This window comes from Janthinobacterium sp. HH104 (assembly GCF_001758715.1).
GTDB lineage: Bacteria > Pseudomonadota > Gammaproteobacteria > Burkholderiales > Burkholderiaceae_D > Janthinobacterium > Janthinobacterium aestuarii.
In genome coordinates this window covers 412,355-426,750 of record NZ_LRIB01000013.1, presented here as the reverse complement: position 1 = coordinate 426,750, position 14,396 = coordinate 412,355, and the positions used below count along the sequence as shown (strand labels likewise).

The 14,396-nt window shown below is 65.0% G+C and carries 14 protein-coding genes; 1 reads left to right on the top strand and 13 read right to left on the bottom strand.

Going from position 1 to position 14,396, the window contains the following annotated elements:
- Position 1: 1 nt before the first annotated feature.
- From JAB6_RS02795 to ybaK, 13 genes are all read right to left on the bottom strand, one after another.
- Complete coding sequence (locus tag JAB6_RS02795; protein ID WP_070301278.1) at positions 2 to 1,297, bottom strand: F390 synthetase-related protein; 1,296 nt, start codon at positions 1,295 to 1,297, stop codon at positions 2 to 4.
- Positions 1,294 to 2,124 carry an MBL fold metallo-hydrolase gene (locus JAB6_RS02790; RefSeq protein ID WP_070301277.1) on the bottom strand — a complete coding sequence of 277 codons (831 nt, stop codon included), beginning with the start codon at positions 2,122 to 2,124 and terminating at the stop codon, positions 1,294 to 1,296. The genes JAB6_RS02795 and JAB6_RS02790 overlap by 4 nt, the downstream gene beginning before the upstream one ends.
- Positions 2,117 to 3,154 (bottom strand): NAD(P)-dependent oxidoreductase, encoded by a 1,038-nt coding sequence (locus tag JAB6_RS02785; protein WP_070301276.1) that lies wholly within the window; start codon positions 3,152 to 3,154, stop codon positions 2,117 to 2,119. Before JAB6_RS02785 ends, JAB6_RS02790 begins: the two co-directional genes overlap by 8 nt.
- 10 nt (positions 3,155 to 3,164) lie before the next feature.
- A complete protein-coding gene (locus tag JAB6_RS02780; RefSeq protein ID WP_070301275.1) occupies positions 3,165 to 4,145 on the bottom strand; it encodes a 3-oxoacyl-[acyl-carrier-protein] synthase III C-terminal domain-containing protein in 981 nt (326 codons plus the stop codon).
- A 49-nt stretch (positions 4,146 to 4,194) separates the two neighbouring features.
- On the bottom strand, positions 4,195 to 5,103 hold the full coding sequence (locus JAB6_RS02775) for an ion transporter (RefSeq protein WP_070301274.1): 909 nt from the start codon (positions 5,101 to 5,103) through the stop codon (positions 4,195 to 4,197).
- Positions 5,104 to 5,183: 80 nt separating this feature from the next.
- On the bottom strand, positions 5,184 to 6,935 hold the full coding sequence (locus JAB6_RS02770; protein WP_034746925.1) for a cation:proton antiporter: 1,752 nt from the start codon (positions 6,933 to 6,935) through the stop codon (positions 5,184 to 5,186).
- Between the two features lie 112 nt (positions 6,936 to 7,047).
- On the bottom strand, positions 7,048 to 8,280 hold the full coding sequence (locus tag JAB6_RS02765; RefSeq protein WP_070301273.1) for a metal-dependent hydrolase: 1,233 nt from the start codon (positions 8,278 to 8,280) through the stop codon (positions 7,048 to 7,050).
- 102 nt (positions 8,281 to 8,382) lie between these two features.
- Positions 8,383 to 10,044, bottom strand: a complete 1,662-nt coding sequence (locus JAB6_RS02760) for a GDYXXLXY domain-containing protein (RefSeq protein WP_070301479.1) — start codon at positions 10,042 to 10,044, stop codon at positions 8,383 to 8,385.
- Complete coding sequence (locus tag JAB6_RS02755; RefSeq protein WP_070301272.1) at positions 10,041 to 11,000, bottom strand: DUF2157 domain-containing protein; 960 nt, start codon at positions 10,998 to 11,000, stop codon at positions 10,041 to 10,043. Before JAB6_RS02755 ends, JAB6_RS02760 begins: the two co-directional genes overlap by 4 nt.
- A 39-nt stretch (positions 11,001 to 11,039) precedes the next feature.
- Positions 11,040 to 11,330, bottom strand: coding sequence for a DUF427 domain-containing protein (locus tag JAB6_RS02750; protein ID WP_070301271.1), 291 nt, complete (start codon positions 11,328 to 11,330; stop codon positions 11,040 to 11,042).
- A gap of 70 nt (positions 11,331 to 11,400) precedes the next feature.
- Complete coding sequence (locus JAB6_RS02745; protein ID WP_070301270.1) at positions 11,401 to 12,060, bottom strand: DsbA family oxidoreductase; 660 nt, start codon at positions 12,058 to 12,060, stop codon at positions 11,401 to 11,403.
- Positions 12,061 to 12,149: 89 nt separating this feature from the next.
- Positions 12,150 to 12,794, bottom strand: coding sequence for a glycerol-3-phosphate 1-O-acyltransferase PlsY (gene plsY / locus JAB6_RS02740; RefSeq protein ID WP_254671419.1), 645 nt, complete (start codon positions 12,792 to 12,794; stop codon positions 12,150 to 12,152).
- 97 nt (positions 12,795 to 12,891) lie between these two features.
- A complete protein-coding gene (gene ybaK, locus JAB6_RS02735; RefSeq protein ID WP_070301268.1) occupies positions 12,892 to 13,383 on the bottom strand; it encodes a Cys-tRNA(Pro) deacylase in 492 nt (163 codons plus the stop codon).
- 37 nt (positions 13,384 to 13,420) lie between these two features.
- On the opposite strand from ybaK, the gene JAB6_RS02730 reads away from it, so the two are divergent.
- On the top strand, positions 13,421 to 14,392 hold the full coding sequence (locus tag JAB6_RS02730; protein WP_070301267.1) for an endonuclease/exonuclease/phosphatase family protein: 972 nt from the start codon (positions 13,421 to 13,423) through the stop codon (positions 14,390 to 14,392).
- Positions 14,393 to 14,396 lie beyond the last annotated feature (4 nt).

Genomic DNA, 14,396 nt, shown 5'->3' with positions numbered 1-14,396 from the left:
TTCATGCGGTGGCAAGGCGCCGGATGCGGCGCCGTTTCATGGTGGGGTCAAAGGGAGGCAGTTCGCTGCTCGCCGTCCAGGCGAGGCTATCGACAGCCACGCCCAGGCCCTGCAGCACCGTTGCCAGGTGCGTGCGCAGGGCGGCCAGGCCGGCATCGTCCAGCGCCGCATGCAGCTGCAGGGCAGCTTCGCCCGTTTGCACCAGGCGGTAATCGGCATCGGCCGGCAAGGCTTGCGCAAACGCGCGCGTCAGCACGTCGGCAAACACGGCGACCGGTGAGCCGCCTTGCACAGATGGCAGCAGCAACATGTCGTCGCAGCGCCCTTCGATGCCATCGATGGCGCGCGTGGCGCGGCCGCACGGGCATGGCGCGGCGCGCGCGATCAGGATATCGTCCAGGCGGTAGCGCACGATGGGCTGCGTGATGCGCGTAAAGTCCGTAATCACGGGTACGAAGCGCCGTTGTTCCGCATCGAGCCACTGCGGCTCGATGTGCACGTATTCTTCGTTCAGGTGCAGCACGCCGTGCTCGCAGCTGCTGGCAAGGAAACCCTCGGTGGCCTGGTAGATTTCATGCACGGCGCCAAACGCCTGCACGATCAGCGTGCGGTCCTGCGCTTCCAGCACTTCGGCCACGGAGATGACTTTTTTCGGCGCCAGCGCCAGGCTGCCGTCGATGACGCGCAGGGCCAGCTGGCGCAGCACCTGGGCCGGCGCGACGATGACGGATGGCCGGTATTGCGCCAGCCGCGCGCACAGCGCATCGAACGGTTCGAACAGATCGTAAAACGCAAAGGTCAGCCACGGCGAACGCACGGCCGTGTACAGATTGCTGTTCGCGCGCAGGAACAGCGCGACTCTTTCGCCGGAAAACAGGCCGTCGGGCAGCGCCTTGGCCAGCATCACGCCCGCCCATTGCGCCTTTTCGCGGGGGCTGACGGTAAACACGGCGCGCCGCGACGAGGTACCCGACGACAGGCCCACCGTGATGTCGCCCACGGCCGGCGTGAAGTCGCGGCTATGCTCGGCCGCCATGGCCGCATCCATCGCCTGCGCCAGCGTCACCCCTTGCGTGTTCATCGCATCGAAATGCTCGAGCATCAGCGCCTTGTTCATGGTCGGCCAGGCATCGAGCGGCAAGTTGCGGTATGGGGCAAAGTAGCGGCTGCGCGCGCACAGCACATCGATGAAACGGGCCAGCTGCCGCTGCTGGTAGGCGGCCAGCTGCGCGCGGCTCGTGAAACGCAGGCGGCGCGTGCGCCAGTACGACAGCAACAACCAAAAAATACGCTTCACGGGCGGCCCGCCACGGCAATATAGTCAACCGTGTCTTCATGCGTGATGCGGATCTGCGCATTGCCCGAGCGATGCAGCTGGTGCAGGCGGTTCAGGGTGGCATAGTACGGCGCGCGCTTGTGCTGGATGATGAAGGACAGTTCCGACGGTCCGCGCAGCTGCTGGAAACTTTCCGGCACCCAGGCCGCGTCCGACGCCAGCAGGGTCCAGCCGCCGTCCTGCAGCACGAAGGCGCCCAGATGGCCGATGGCGTGGCCGGGCAAGTCGACGATGTAAATCTCGCCCGTGCCGCTGACGTCGCGCCCGTGTGTAAACGGCAGCAGGGCCGCCGGCAGGGCCGTTTCGGGCACGCTTTCCACAAAGGCGAGGCGGTCGGCAATGTCGGCAGGCAGCAGCTCGGGCACGAAGGCCTGGCGCACGGCGGCTACGCCGGACAGTCCGCGCACGGCGTCCCAGCCCGTCTTGGACGCCATCAGGCGCGCGCCGGGAAAGTCGCGCATGCCGGCGATATGGTCGGCGTGGAAGTGCGACAGCAGCAGGGTGTGGATGTCGCCGGGCGAGACGCCATGCGCGCGCAGCTGGCCCTGCAGCGACTCGTTCTCGTCGAAGAAAATCGGCGTCACCCATGCATACATGCGGTACACGCCTTTCGACGTGGCGGCGCGGAAGTGCTCGGCGTAACCCGTGTCCCACAAGTACAGGCCCGCGCGCGTTTCGATCAGGTAGGCGCGCGAAGGGAAGCAGCGGCTGGCCAGCCCGCTGCCTTTCAGGACCATGCACGAAGGATGCGTGCAATGACCGACGCGAAACGCGGTGATGCTAGCCATTGCGCTCCTTGCCCACCTTGTGCGCCGCCGCTTCCTGGCGCATCCACTGCGCCGTGCGGGCGATGCCGTCCTGCAGGCTGACGATGGGGCGGTAGCCGAGCACCTTGCGCGCCTTGGCGTTATCGAGCGTCATGTCGAAACTGAGCGCGCCGATGCTGTAGGGCGTCAGCGACGGTTCGCGGCGCGTGAAGCGCGAGGCGAACTGCATCAGGCGCGCGACTACCGCCAGCACGCGGTAAGGCACGCTGACGATCTCGAACGGCTGCTGCAGATGGCCGCAAAACAAGGTGCGCAAGATGTCGCACAGACGCGCCGGCTCGCCATTCGTGATGTTGAAGGCGGCGCCCGAAGCGATGGTCTTGTGCACGGTGGCCAGCCACATCGCATGCACGACGTTGTCGACATAGGTGACGTCGATGGTGGCCGCGCCGCCATTGGGCAGCGGCAGCTTGCCGCCGCGCTCCTGCAGCACCCTCGCCAGGCGCGGGATCAGGACCTGGTCGTGCGGGCCGAAGATGGCGCGCGGTCGCAGGATCACGCACGTCATGCCGCGCTGGCGGTCGACGCATTCCTGCACCAGTTTTTCCGCCATCGCCTTGCTGCGCGCGTAGGCGTTGACGAAGGCGTCGGGGCGGAAGGTTTCCGGCACCTCGTAGCGGTTGCGGTAGTCGAAATAGATGGCCGGGGTGGAGATGTGCACGAAGCGCGCCACGTGCAGGCTGGCGGCCGCGCGCAGCAGCTGGGCCGTGGCCGTGACATTGGCGGCGATGAAGTCGCGTTCCGCGCCCCAGGGCGACGACAGCGCAGCGCAGTGCCAGACGGTGTCCATGCCGCGCACGAGTTCGTCGACCTGGCGCGGCGTGGCCTGCGCCAGGTCGAGCGCGACGAATTGCGCGCCCATGCGTTCGAGTTCGCGGCCCACGGCGGCGTTGCGGCCCGTGGCGCGCACTTCCACGCCCTGCGCCAGCAGGGTGCGCACGGCATTGCGCCCCAGCCCGCCCGTCGCTCCCGTGACCAGTATCCGCCTCATCACACCACCTTCACAGGTCAAGTATCATGCCGCCGATGGTCAGGCCAGCGGCCGTGCCCATCATCAGCAAACGCTGGCCTGCCACGGCGCGCCCCGTCATCACCGCCTCGTGCAGGGCGGTGGGCAAGGACGCGGCCACCTGGTTGCCATGCGTTTCAAAGATCTTGATGATTTTAGCATCGGGAACGTCGAGGATGCGCGCCGCATGCGCGAGGCCCAGCGGGCTGGCCTGGTGCGGCACGACGACGTCGACCTTGTCCAGTCCCGCGCCCGATTCCTGCATCAATTCCGCCAGGAAATCCGGCATCACTTTGACGGCCAGGCGGAACACGGCCTTGCCATCCATGCGGAACAGATAGTCGCCCGGTTCGCAGCCGTTGCGCGGGTTGCGCTCGGTACCGCCGCCGCGGATTTCGCAGTAGCGCCGCCCTTCCGGATACGTGCCCATCTTGTAGGCGCGGATACCCGCGCTGCCGTCGCCCCGCTCGACGATGACGGCGGCGGCGCCGTCGCCAAAGATCATCGACGCTTCCGGCTCGCTCCAGTCGACCCCGCGCGACGCGAGGTCGGACGAGACGATGGCGATGCGCCGATAGGCGCCGCCGGCCAGCATGGACGCGGCCACGCGGAAGGCAGCCATGAAACTGAGGCAGCTGGCGTTGACATCGAAGCTTTGCGTGCCAGGCGGCAAGCCCGCATGTTCGGCCACGAAGCAGGCCGTGTTCGGCAACGCCTGCTCGGGCACGCCGCAGGCGCAGATCAGAAGATCGATGTCGGCTGGACGCAGGCTGGCATTTTTCAGCGCGTCGAGCAGGGCGGCGGCGCCCAGCTGGCTTTGCGATTCGTCGGGCGCGGCGACAAAGCGCGACAGCACGCCGCTCTTGCGCAAGGTGTAGCCGGTCGGATGACCCAGTTTCAGGTCCAGGCTGGCGGAGGTAACGCTGTGCGACGGCACGGCCTTGCCCGTCGCGATCAGGCGAACTGGAATCATGTTGGCCTTAAAAAAGTAAAGTAAAAACGGTGGATGAAGGGTTCAGGCGCTAATCGCGGGCCAGCGGTGGCAATGCGACACCGCAGTTCTTGCAGAAATTGGCATCGTCGTCGAGCCCTTCTTTCAGGCACGTGGGGCAGGTACGCGTGGTGACCAGCTTGGAGCTGCGCTGTACCGTCATCTCGGCGCTGATAATGCCGGTGGGCACTGCCAGGATGCCCCAGCCCAGCAACATCATCAGCGAGGCGATGGTGCGGCCGATGTCGGTCTTCGGCGTGATATCGCCGAAACCCACCGTGGTCATGGTGCTGATGGCCCAGTATATCGACGTGGGGATACTGCTGAAACCGTTTTCCGGCCCTTCCACCACATACATCACTGTGCCCAGCAGAAAGACTACCATCATGACGAACGACAGGAAGATGAGGATCTTGCGCCGGCTGGCCAGCAAGGCCCGCCCCAGCACCGTGTATTCATGCACATACGACGTGAGCTTGAGGATACGGAACATGCGCAGCAGGCGCAAAATGCGCACGTCGATCAGTACGTGCGCGCCCGGCAACAGCAAGCCGATGTAGGTTGGCACGATGGCCAGCAAGTCGATAACGCCGAAGAAACTCTTGGCGTAGCGCACCGGATGCTGCAGGCACGCCAGGCGGGCGAAGTATTCGATGGTGAATAAAATCGTGAAAAACCATTCGAGCGCCGTCAGCCAGGTGCCATAGCGCTCGGCCACAGAGGCGACACTGCTGAGCACGACCACCGTCACGCTGATCAGGATGGCGGCGATCAGCAGCAAATCGAAGGCGCGGCCCGTGCGCGTTTCCGCCTCGAAGATGACGGTGTACACCTTCTCGCGCCAGCCCCGCTCGGGCTTGCCAAATTTTTGCTGCGTTTCCTGCGCCGCCAGCTGCTGCGGCGTCAGGGGCGCCGCTCCGCTTTTCGTCGCGGCTTTCATGTGGTTGATGTGCTCATATACTATTATTGTATAGATAATTGACAAAGCACGGCGACACGCACTGTTGCGCTACGGCAGCACTATGACAGCTTTTTCGCCAGCAGCACGGCATTGCGCCGGTCGCGCTCGGCTTGCACGATGTCCGTCGTGCGCGCTTCCGACAGGCCTACCTCGTGCAATACCGTGGCCGTCAGCTGCAGCGCCGACTCCAGCGCCTCGGGCACGACCAGGGTGGCGCCCGCCAGTATCAGGGCCACGGCATGCGCCTCGTCACGGGCCCGCGCATACACGGGCAGCTGCGGATATTCGCGGCGGATCGATTTCACGGCATGCAGCACGGAGGCCGCATGGTCCATCGTCAGCACGACGGCGGCGGCCCGGTCCGCATTTACTTTTTGCAACAGTTCCGCGCGCGACGCATCGCCGAAATACACGGGGAAACCGCGCGGATGCAGGGTCGTCACCAGGCGCGCATCGTTTTCAATCGCCACATAGGCAATATCCTGCTCCGTCAGCACCTTGGCCAGCAACTGCCCCACCCGGCCGAAACCGGCAATGATGACGGTGCTGCCCTGCGGCGGCAGCGCGCCATGCGCCAGGTCGGCCAGCTGATGGTGGTGGCGCTGTTCCCACCAGTTGCCGAACGCGCGCGCCGCCTTGGCCAGCGCCGGCGTGGCAAACAGGCTCAGGCCCACCACCAGCATGACGAACTGCGCCACCTGCGGGCCGATCAGTTTGGTACCGAGCGCATACGCGACGACGATGAAGGCGAATTCGCCGCCCTGCCCCAGCAGCACGCCCGTTTCCACGGCGCGCCCCCAGTGAAAGCCGCCGATGCGGAAAATCACGCTGATGACCAAGGTCTTCAGCGCAAACAGGCTCAGCACGGCCAAGGGAATCAGCACGGGCGACTTGAGGATTTCGCGCACGTCGATCTGCATGCCCACAGACATGAAGAACAGTCCCATCAGCAAGCCCTTGAAGGGCTCGATCGTCACTTCCACTTCGTGGCGAAATTCCGTTTCCGCCAGCAGCAGGCCGGCCAGCAAGGCGCCCAGCGCCATCGACAGGCCCGCCAGATACGTCAGGCCGGCGATGCCCAGGGTACTGAGCAAGGTCAGGGCCATGAACACGTCGGGCTGGTGCTTCTTGACAAAGAACTGGAACAGCGGGCGGATCACGCGGCGTCCCAGCAGATAGATCAGCAGTATGGCACCCGCCGATTTCACGGCCGCAAAGCTGAGCAGATACGCCAGGTCGTCGCTGCGCCCGCTGGCGAAGACGTCGATCAGGATGAACAGCGGCACCACCATCAAATCCTGGAACATCAAGATGGAAAAACCCGCCTGTCCGGCCGGCGTTTGCAGCGAGCGCTGATCGGTCAGCAACTGCATCACGACGGCCGTCGACGACAGCGACAGCACCAGGCCCAGCACGATGGACGCTTCCAGCGACAGGCCAAAGTAGTAGGCCACGCCGCCGATCAGGCAAGCGCTGACGGCCACCTGCCCCACGCCCGCGCCGAATACCCAGCGCCGCAGCGCCCACAGCCGTTCCGTCGACAGCTCCAGGCCGATCATGAACATCAAGAACATCACGCCCAGCTCGGCCAGGCCGCTCACCTGCTCGGCCCGCACGAACGAGAAATACGTCAGCCACGTAAAATCGCCGGCCCACAGGCCGAAGCCGAACGGGCCGAACAGGGCGCCCACGGCCAGGAAGCCCAGCACCTGGTTGACCTTCAGGCGTTGCAATAGCGGGATAAAAATCCCGGCCAGGGCGAGAAACAGCAGGGTTTCTCGCAAATACGGTAAGGCGTGCTGCTCTTCCAAAATAATCCTAACTTAATGATATCCATGCCGAATTGGCAATTATTGCATGCTGGGTCGTGGCAAAACAGGCGCACCCGCGATATTTTTTGCCTAAAAGCAACACAGCCGTTCTCTATTTCGGCGGCGCCAGCATGTCCGCGCGGGGACGGTCCCAGCCCGGCACATAGGCGGGGCATGGCCGGCTGCGGAACTGTTGCAATTCGACGGTCGTGAAATTGGGCTGCATGCCAGGATTGAAACGCACGTCCGTCAGCTTGTCCGCATTCAACCTGGGCATGCGCGCAAAGCGGAACCAGGCGTCGACATAGCAATTGTCTTCCTGCAAGGCACGCAAGGCGGCCAGGCTGCCCGCCGCCCGGGCGGACACGGCGATGCCGGGCGCCAGTTGCTGCTCCTTCTTGCCCGTCTCGGCCAGCCCGGCCGGGCAGGCGGCGGGCGCCAGCGATGCGGGCAGCAGGCTCAGGGTGCCGCGCCGCAGGGTGTACACGTCCGTCTTGCTGTCGAGCGAGACATAGATCCAGCACAGCGGATTGCTGGGGAAGGCCGTCATCGACACGTCCCACACGCGCGTGCCGGGATCGAGCCGCTGCACGGCCGCCTCGATGCGCGTACGGCCGAGGGCCGACGCCACGCCCTGCGTACCGATGAAGGTGGCGGCCAGCGCGAAAGCCAGCAGCAATGGACCGCGTCCCCGTTCGCCGGCCCGTCCCTGCAGCACGGCCAGGATCACGCCCAGCCCCAGCAGCACGGCCAGCGAGGCGGGCGCCAGATAGGTTTTATAGGTGAAGAAACACAGGGCCGCCGCCAGCCCCGCCAGCAGCACGCTTTTGACGATGCCGTAACGCAAAGACATGATCACTGGCACGCCCAGCAGCACCCAGAACATCGGTTCGACAATGAAGACCATGTCGCCATACAGCCAGCGGCTGTCAAACGGATAGAACGGGTGCAAGCCATAGGAATTGAGGAAATCCATGCTCATGTGCAAGCAGAATCCCAGCAGCAGGCAAGCGGCCAGGCCGATGCGGGCGGGCACGCTTTCCTTCAGCAGACGGCGCGCACCCGGCCATAGCAGCCACAGCAAGGCCAGCAAGAGCAGCGCCTGGGGCAAGGCCAGCAGCAAGGTGTGCGTGTGGCCACGGTGGTGCAGCATGTAGCCGAAGGGGCGTGGCAACAACTTGGTCAGCACCAGGTCGAGATCGGGCGCGTTGCTGGCAAACCATGCTGTAAAGAGAAACAGCGCACGCCGGGTGCGCTGTGCGGGGGCTTGCGGCTCGGGCGGCAGGCTGCGGTGTACCAGTTCGCCGACCCCGAGGCCGATGACCGAATGCGTAATATTATCCATCGGGCAATTTTACAGGATGCGGCCACCCCAAGAGCAAAGGCTGGGGTCGTACCCTCAGGTTACGACCCCGGATTCTGCCATTGGGTTTGTTCAATCAAGCGGCTACAGCGCCTGTAAATCTTCCCCGCGCATGCCCACCAGCAAGGCGCGGCCATCGGGCAGCACGCGGAACTCGCCATAGCGCGCCTTTTCCCAGCGCGCCGCTTCGCCTTCCTTGAAGAACCAGGCATCGCTGACCAGCACCCAGTTCCCATCCTTCGGCGTCAGCTCGAGCAGGAATTCGCCGGGTGCCAGCGCTTCTTTGGTGTACGGGCGCAGCAGTTCCGCCACGCCGCGCGCATCGCGCCTGGCCACGACAAACGGCCGGCCGGGCGCCCGCTCCACGCTGGCCAGGGTGCTCAGCACACCCAGGTTGACGAAATTGAGGCGCATGTAGTCGCCCTGCATCAGCGAGCGGGGATCGACCGGTTCCAGCGCCACGAAGACAGCTTCCCCCTTGGCAATCAGCTGCTCTTTTTGCCAGATGCCGCCATTGGCGACCAGCAGCACCAGCAGCAATCCGCCCAGTACGCCCAGGCGCACGGCGCGGCGCTCGAGGGCCACGCCCGCCGGTTTGCTTTCCACCAGGTGCAGCACGGCGCCGCGCGTGGCCAGCCACGACAGCGCGCACAGCACGGCGCCCGCGATCGCCAGCAGCGCCGCCTTGCTGGCCAGCGGCCAGGCCAGCTGGTAATAAAAGCTGCCGATGATCCACGCCGCCGCCAGCACGGCCGCCACGGCCACGCGCGAGCGCCCGCTCGTCACGCAATACGCAAGGATCAGCAGCACCGGACCCAGCCCCGGCATGAACCACGCCAGCACGATCAGCACCAGCGCCACGCCGATGGCGGGCAACTGGCGCAGCGCGGGCCAGCGCCACCCCGTCCAGGCAGCAGCGGCCGCGGCCAGCACGAGCGACACGCCATTCAAGGCCTGCGCATACCAGGCAATACCCTGGTGCCGGGTCACTTCGCGCGCCACTTCGCCGGCAAAGCCACCGCCCAACGCGCCGCCCAGCATGAAGGTCATGCCGGACCAGAAGACCAGCCCCAGCAGGATCGCCAGGACCCACCCCGTCGACAGCGATTCCAGGAAGGCGGCGACGGGCGCGCCGCGGCCATCGTTGAACGCTTGCTTCTGCAGCCAGTGGGCGGCCAGCCACAGTGCCAGGGCCAGCATCCAGGCAAAATACAGTTCCGTGGGGTCGTTCTCGAAAATCCAGTCGCGCGTGCTATCGACGATGCCCAGCCCCAGCAAGCCGCAGGCGACCAGTCCCAGCAGCACGCGCAGCCAGTCGCGCGGCAAGGCGGCGGCCACCACCAGGCACGCCAGGCACAGCAGCAGCGACGCCGTCTGCGTGGAATAGTCGCGGTACAGGGCATAGCCGAGCAAGCCGCCGCCCACGAGCAGGCAGGGCACGGCCAGTTGTTCGACGAACAGCGCCACGCCGCGCGTGCGGATCAGCAGCACGGCCACGACCAGCACAATGGCGGCCACGACATACGCGCCGGGACCGTGGCGCACGACGCTTTCCAGCCCCACGCCCAGCGCAATCATCAGGGGAATGGCGGCCAGCCAGGCGCCGAAGGCCGTCATCAGCACCAGCGGCCACGGCCGAACATCCTGCACGGGACGGGTGGCGTTGGGCGGCAGCAGGCCCGCGCGCGTGGCGTCGTCGATCAGGGTGGCGAGCGCATCGGTTCGTTGAGTATTGATATTGCTCATGCCGCCTCCCGGCGCGTGCGCCACAGTATGCCTTGCACGGTCAGCGCCAGCAGCACGGCGGCCAGCAAGCCCAGCACGGTCAGCGCGCCGACGCCATCGCCATGCCCGTTGAACAGCACGTGCGTCAGCCCTCCCACCAGCAAGGTGTTGATACCGAGCGCCACGGCGCTCAAGCCGAACACGTCAAAGAACCGGCCGGTGGCCAGCAGGACGCCGGCGACGAGCAGCAAGCCCAGTCCGGCCCAGTACGGCGACTCGATCTCATTGCCGAACAGGGCGCTCACGGCCGTGCCCGTGATGAGGATGGTGGCCAGCACCAGGCCCAGGCGCAGGGCCCAGCTGCCCGCGCCCGTCCAGCGCGCCAGCAGGGGCGAGACAAACGCACAAGCAAGCAGCACGGCCAGCCAGCCGCTGAGGAAAATGCTCAGATCGGACGAATCGATGCGCCAGCTATGGCGCACATGGGCCTGCATCCACAGCGTGATGGCCGTCGACAGTACCAGCATCCACGGCGTCCACAGCACATCGCTGCGCGCGACAAAACACAGGGGCAAGGCCAGCACGGCCCACAGGGCGAACAGCTGCCACGGATCGGCGCCCGTCTGGTAGGTCTGGCCGAAATACGCGAACAGGCCGCCGATGGCCAGCAAGGCCAGCAGCAACAAGGAAACGCGCGCCTTGGGCACGGCAAACGCGCCCACGCAGGCGGCGGCAAACATGCCTTGCAGCAAGGCAAAGCGGCCCATGCGGCCGAAGTCTTCCCAATTGGCGGCCACCCAGCAGATCAGGCCCATGCCCAGCAAGGCGGCGCCCAGCACGGCCACGCCGCGCGGCAGCCAGTAGGCCAGGCGCGCCGGTTCGCGCTGGAAACCGGCCACTTCCTGCAACTGCCGGGTTTGTTGGGCATCGAGCGCATGGGCCGAGGCGAGTTGGTACACGGCGAGGCGTAAATCCATCGTCTGCTTTCTATTGATTTTTAGTATGGAAAGAAAGTGTCAGCGCTCGACGCTGACGCCGCGCCAGAAGGCGACGTGGCCGGTAATTTGCTTGGCGGCATCCTTGGGCTGGGGGTAATACCAGGCCGCGTTGGCATTGACCTGGCCGTCGACGACGAGGTCATAATAGCTGGCCGTGCCCTTCCACGGGCAGACGCTCGTGTGGCTGCTGGGACGCAGGTAGTCCTGCGTCACCGCAGACAAAGGAAAATATATATTGTTTTCAACGACTTGCACCTGCGCATCGGTCGCTTGCGCGATGACGGCGCCATTCCAGCGGGCTGTTGGCATTTGGCTATCCTCCTTCACTGCGGAGTGTAGCCGAAATTAACCGTCATGGCGCGCGCCATTGGCGCCTGGTTCAGGCGCCGGCGATGATCTGGCGCAAGGCTTGCTCGAACACCTCAGGCGGCTGGCCGCCGGAAATCAAATGGCGCTCGTTGATGATGACGGCCGGCACCGAGTTGATGCCGTTCTGCTGGTAGAACTGTTCCTGCGCGCGCACCTCGTCCGCATAGGCGCCGGATGCCAGGACGTCGGCCGCTTTCACGGTGTCGAGCCCCACCTTGCCGGCCACGGCCAGCAGCACCTCGTGCGAGGATGGATCCTGCCCTTGCGTGAAATAGGCATCGAACAGCGCCATCTTGAGTTCCTTCTGCCGCCATTCCAGAGCGGCCCAGTGCAGCAGACGGTGGGCATCAAACGTGTTGTAGATGCGGCCGCGCTTGTCCATGGCGAAGGTAAAGCCCAGCTGTTCGCCGCGCGCCCGGATCGCTTCGCGCGATTGCGCCATCTGTTCCGGAGTGGAACCGTATTTGCGGGCGATGTGTTCGCCGATATCCTCGCCTTCGGGCGGCATATTGGCGTTCAGCTCGAAAGGCTGGAAGTGGATGTCGGCCTGGACGGTGTCTTGCAGCTTGTCCAGTGCCTGCTCCAGCGATTTCAGGCCGACCACGCACCAGGGGCAGGAAACGTCGGAAACGAAATCGATACGGACGGGAGTGGGAGTGGAAACAGTCATGGTGGGCAGCCTTTGCGCGAGTCGGTGGCGGCCGCACCGCGCGGCGCCGCAAGGTTGGGGTCAGACCCGGCGGGTCTGACCCCGGCATTTTACTTTTTCTTGGCGGGCGCCTTGGCCGCATCCTTCTTGCCGCCGATCTTGCTTTCCTTGCCAGAGAGCAAATTCGCGATGTTCTGGCTGTGGCGGTAAGCCAGCAGCACGCTCATGACGATGACGGACAGCAAGATGGGATCGACGCCGAACAGCAAGCCATAGTAAAACGGCGCGAACAGGGCCGCCACCAGCGCTGCCAGCGAAGAATAGCGGAATGCGTAGGCGATGATCAGCCAGGTGGCCAAAGTCGCCAGGCCCAGCCATGGATTGATGCCCAGCAGCACGCCGAGAGCCGTCGCCACGCCCTTGCCGCCGACGAAGCGGAAGAACACGGGCCACAAATGGCCGAGGAAGACGGCGATGGCCACCAGGGCCACGGCCATGTCGCCCACGCCCAGCGCGCCAGCAAAATGGTCAGCCAGGTACACGGCCAGCCAGCCCTTGGCGCCATCGCCCAGCAGGGTCATGATGGCCGCACCCTTGTTGCCGCTGCGCAGCACGTTGGTGGCGCCCGGATTTTTCGAGCCATAGGTGCGCGGATCGGCAATGCCGTAGACCTTGCTCATCACCACGGCAAACGATATCGAGCCGAGCAAGTAAGCGGCCACTGTCATTGCCACGGTTGTGATTACTGGATTCATTTCTTCCCTTTATTGTGTTTATTACACCAGCATCGAGGCTGGCGCAGCAGAATATACACCAGCGCCCCGCCTACGGACAGGGCGGGGACTGGTTTTCTTAGTCCTGCAAGGCGCACTGCACCGGCTTGGCTTGCAGCAAATCAACAAGCACCTGCGGCGCCAGCGAGACGAGGAAACCGCGCCGTCCGCCATTGATGTAGATGCGCGGCAAGTCCAGGATCGATTGCTCCACGTACACGGGCATGGCTTTCTTGGTGCCGAACGGCGAGGTGCCGCCGATCATATAGCCGGAATGGCGCTGCGCCACGTCGGGCTTGCACGGCTCGACGGATTTGCAGCCGATGGAGCGCGCCAGGTTCTTGGTCGACACCTTGCAATCGCCATGCATGAGCACGATCAGCGGCTTGGCCGCCTCGTCCTGCATCACCAGGGTCTTGATCACATCGTGCTCGGGCACGCCAAGTTCGCGCGCCGACACGCTGGTGCCGCCGTGCTCTTCGTACGGATACGGGTGTTCGTCGAAGGAAACTTGATGCTTGCGCAGCAACTGCGTCGCCTGGGTTTCGGAAATATGCTCTTTTTTAGCCATGCGTGATACGCTGATCGTTCAGTGAGGAGTGCTAATTATGCAGGAAGAAATCCGCTTTGCCACATTCAATGTCTGCAACCTTGCCCCCGCCGGGGCCAAATTGTATGACAACCTGGAACCGTTGAGCCCGGCGCAATACGCAGCCAAGGCGGAGTGGACGGCGCGGCAGATCGACCTGCTCGACGCCGACGTGATCGGTTTCCAGGAAATTTTCTCGCAAGCGGCCCTGCGCGACGTGCTGTCGCGCACGCGCCATTACCGCGAAGCCACCGTGGCCGGCTACGATGCGATGGACCCCGCCGGACGCATGCTGCCCACGGTGGCGCTCGTGTCGCGCCTGCCGCTGGTGGGCGCCGGTGTGGCCTGGGCGGACTTTCCCGCCGGCGTGAGCGACTCCGCCGAGGACAACGCCTGCCGCTTCGCCCGCGCGCCCCTGCACGTGCAGGTCCTCTTGCCTGGCGGGCAGCTCACGGACGTGGTCGTCGTGCACTTGAAATCGCGCCGGCCCGACTACCGCCATGGCGATGGCAACGATGCGGCCGCCTACGCGCTGGCCAACCTGCGCTCGCTGCAGCGGCGCGGCGCGGAGGCCGTGGCCCTGCGCGTGCTGGCAAGCGAACTGGGCCATAGCGGCCGTCCCCGCATCGTGCTGGGCGACTTCAACGACATCGCCAATGCCGTCACGACGGCCATCGTCATGGGCGCGGGCGCGCCGTGCGAACCGCATGGTGACATGCCGGAAATGCGCGCGCGCCTGTACGACGCCAACGCCATCCAGCTGCGCCAGGATGCCTTGCGCCACGTGGGCTACACGAATATCCACGACAGCGCCTACATGACGATCGACCACATCCTTGTGTCCGAACATTTTCATCCAGCCTCGCCGCGCGCCATCGGCGTGCTGCAGGAAGTGACGTATCTCAACGACCATCTGCTGCTGGGCTTGCCGCACGCATCCGACCATGGCCAGGTGCTGGCGCGCATCAGGCTGCTGGGAAATGTCCACTAATTAA